Source organism: Glutamicibacter soli (assembly GCF_003309065.1).
In the GTDB taxonomy this organism is placed as follows: domain Bacteria; phylum Actinomycetota; class Actinomycetes; order Actinomycetales; family Micrococcaceae; genus Glutamicibacter; species Glutamicibacter soli.
The window spans coordinates 1-3,347 of sequence record NZ_POAF01000018.1 but is presented as its reverse complement, the minus strand read 5'-3'; the positions used below and the strand labels follow the sequence as shown (position 1 = coordinate 3,347).

2 protein-coding genes and 1 rRNA gene are annotated in these 3,347 nt (G+C 55.8%); all 3 read left to right on the top strand.

Translation table 11 applies throughout. The features are described 5' to 3' along the window. Positions 1-83: ribosomal RNA gene (gene rrf / locus C1H84_RS17835) — 5S ribosomal RNA — on the top strand; the annotation flags it as partial. 545 nt (positions 84-628) lie between these two features. Then, positions 629-829 carry a helix-turn-helix domain-containing protein gene (locus tag C1H84_RS17830; RefSeq protein WP_047117849.1) on the top strand — a complete coding sequence of 67 codons (201 nt, stop codon included), beginning with the start codon at positions 629-631 and terminating at the stop codon, positions 827-829. Positions 830-923: 94 nt separating this feature from the next. Next, positions 924-1,784 carry a type II toxin-antitoxin system HipA family toxin gene (locus tag C1H84_RS17825; protein WP_342352863.1) on the top strand — a complete coding sequence of 287 codons (861 nt, stop codon included), beginning with the start codon at positions 924-926 and terminating at the stop codon, positions 1,782-1,784. The last annotated feature ends 1,563 nt before the right edge of the window (positions 1,785-3,347 follow it).

Sequence of the window (3,347 nt, the reverse complement as noted above, 5' to 3'; positions counted from 1 at the left end):
CCATACCGAACCCGGAAGCTAAGGCCCATTGCGCCGATGGTACTGCACTCGTGAGGGTGTGGGAGAGTAGGTCACCGCCGGACTTAACTTGAGAAGTGGGAGGCTCCAACAGTGTTGGGGCCTTCTGCTGGTTTAACCGGTGGATCCACCTGGCTGGGTGGTCTGGCCGGGACGGCCTGGCTGGCCAGCTGGCTGGTGCGGTTGGCTTGGCCGGTGGGGTGGGGGAGTAGAAGCTCCCCCGTTTTGTTGTTTAAGCGGGGGTTTTCGGTGGCGGCGCGGTGCCTTCTGGGCGGTCTGGGGTGCTGTCCTGCGGCCGGCCCCGTGGGGATGGCGTGGGGCAAGGCAGTTTGGTAGTGGGGGAGCAGAAGTTCCCCCGTTTTCCTGTTTATGCGGAGTTCAGCTGCAAGGTTAACTTTTAGTGCTCTGTGTCGAGTTGTCCAATACCGGGACTCGGCCCCTCAAGCTGCGGAGCTTATGTTGGCAGTATTCTGCTGATTAGCTAGTCGAAATCTATTAACCTTGAGTTGGCGATGCTAATTCGGCAGTATTCTACCGAATTGTTTACCTCTTGAGGCTATGATGATTAGACTGCTACTTACGGCGATATTCTGCCGGTCTGGAGATTCTCATGAGTTCATTGTCGGAGATCGGCGCAGTGATTCAATCAGTGCGTAAGGAGAACGGCCTTACTCAGGAACAGCTTGCCGACCTGGCGGGAATCTCTGAACGAACATTGAGATCGATGGAAAGTGGGCAGGGCAACCCATCTTTTAGCGCCGTTGTTTCAACTGCATCCGTATTGGGAATAAAGCTCATGGTGGAGAAGTGACCTACGAACTTCAGGATCTCAAACAAGTACAAGAGGCGGATGTCTACTACGAGGATGTATTGCCGGGAAGCTAGTTCGACGTCAAGACGGCAGCGTGGTGTTCTCCTACTCCGACTCATATTTGGCTTCGGGTGCACCGCGCATTGCATCCTCTTTGCCGACCCGCGAAGGGCCGTATACCGGCGCACGGGGTGCCCTTCCCTCCTTCTTCTCAGGGATGCTTCCTGAGGGTCACAGGCTCACAGTGCTGAAGCATGCGGCTAAGACGAGCATGTCAGACGAGCTGACACTGCTCATGATCGTAGGGGCGGATACACCGGGCAACGTCAGCATCGTCCCTGCCGGAACAGCGCTGACGCAACCGCCGGCACTTGCAGAATTTTTGAAACCTTCTGAACTGGACTTCACAGCCTTGGCGAAGTGGCTTGATCTGCACTCAATTCCTGGGGTTCAGGAAAAGATCAGCGCCACGATGCTTACTACGCCGATGTCATTGGCTGGGAATGCATACATGCTCAAATTGGATCCACGCGATCATCCACATCTCATCGTAAATGAAGCAGCACCTCTCGCTGCAGCAAGGTTTCTGAAACTCCCTGTCGTGAAGAGCAAGCTGGTCCATGACGCGCATCAACTTGGAGGACTGCTGGTTGAACGTTTCGGCAGAGTGTACAGAGCTGGTGTATCTGGATCGAAGAAGTTGGCATTGGATGACGCTACGCAGGTGCTGAACCCTCCACCGAGCGCGAAGTACTTGGTAACCTCCGAGGAAGTATCCGAAGCCCTGGCTCGGAATTGGCACGCTCCACTCCTTGCCAAGAGGAACCTCTACATTCAGTTTCTCTTCGCATGGCTCAGTGGCAACGGTGACTTACATGGAAAGAACGTATCCATGCTGGCTGGCCAAGACGGACGCTTCGCGATTGCACCAATTACGATGTTCCGTGCACTTTAATCTATGGCGACGATACATTGGCCCTCACGGTTGCGGGCAAGACAAAGAACCTCCGCCGTAAGCACTGGGAAGAGTTTGCGCGGGTACTCGGCCTGACCGACAAAGCCGCAGCTTCCGCAAACTAGCTGGCCCTGAGGGCAGCGAACAGCATCGACCTGAGCGCGCTTCCTTTCAGTGGATCTCCTCTACGCGGGACACAAAGGGAGCTGCGTTTTCGCCGGCTAGCAGTCAGCTGAAGCATCAGTCGTTACATGCTCGGTGCTATTCTCGGGAAATCTTCTTCGGGCGCTAGTTCTCTTGGCTCGTTCGTAGCCAAACGAGCAGTCTTGGGCAGAGGTAGCCAGTTTCATCGTTGATCCTGCTGTGGCGCGAAGGCGGAACGGTTGCTCGCCCCATACTGGCGTTCCTTGGACGAGTGGTGTCCACAAAACTGAATGATCGAGCGTTGGCGAACACTAGTTTGCATGCACACCTGTTGTTGGCCGGGAATCCAGGTTCACGCCATACGTTGCCTTCGCCGAGCTAGCACACTCTTTCGCTCATGCATTACTATCGAACCCGCATCACGGCAGATCTGCTGGCCTGAGGGCAGGCAACGGTCAAAGACCTCTTATCGGTGTGAATATCTGCAAACTGCAGGGGAAATCGTCCAGCATGTTGCCCAGAAGGCCACGGCGTTCTACCTATGGTAGGGCCGAGACTAATTTACGCGCCTTGGTCTGAAGCTGGCGCTGAACGGGCAACAGAGGTTCTAGAAGCCTTTCGCCCCGATGGGCAGCGCCGGCTATCGGAAGCACAGCAGGCCCGCACGCTTCGCTTCCAGCCACATGCCATACTCCGTCTTGCCAACCATACCTTTGCAAGTAGACGGATCGAAAGTACGTTCGAGTGAGCCAGTCGTGGTTCCCTGCGGGTAACTGCAGCTCCGGCAACCGGAGGCTCTTGACTTCGAACCGCGGCGGAAGCAACCCGATCAATAGATGCTGCCGGGCGCTCACAGGTGTTGGCGGGTTGCCAGAATGCCGGTGCCAGCAGAACCGATGTACTACGAGATATTGCAACTGCGCAGAATTGGCAAGGTCGTTTGGAAGAACGATCATGAGCTCTGCACCGTGACTGAAGTTTGGGCAGAGCGCGGCGAAGTACTGGTGCAATATTGAGACTGCCTAAGAGTGCCCCATCAAAATCATTGGAAGCAGGGATCTTAATACAGGCTCCCCAGATGCAGCAGGCTGTCGTGCACGGGGTGGGAGTCCACAACAACGACGTGAACGGTTGGGAGTCTTATGGGCCTTCGCCGGCAAGGACGTTTCGCAAGTTTCCGGAAGGTGATTCCAGGAGCGTGAAAGGGCCGGCCCGGGGTCGGGCGGAATCCACACTGTAGATTGCTGCCCATCAGTCGACTGGGCTCGTTATTGCTTCCTGCGCCTATGGGCATACAAAAAACATCGATTATCGGGATCCAGAAATGGCCTCGTTTTTATGTGTCCACGCTCACCGCCCCGCAGCACCCCGCCGATTTGCAGACCCCCGACAACCCGTGTATAGTTTTTCCTTGTCGCC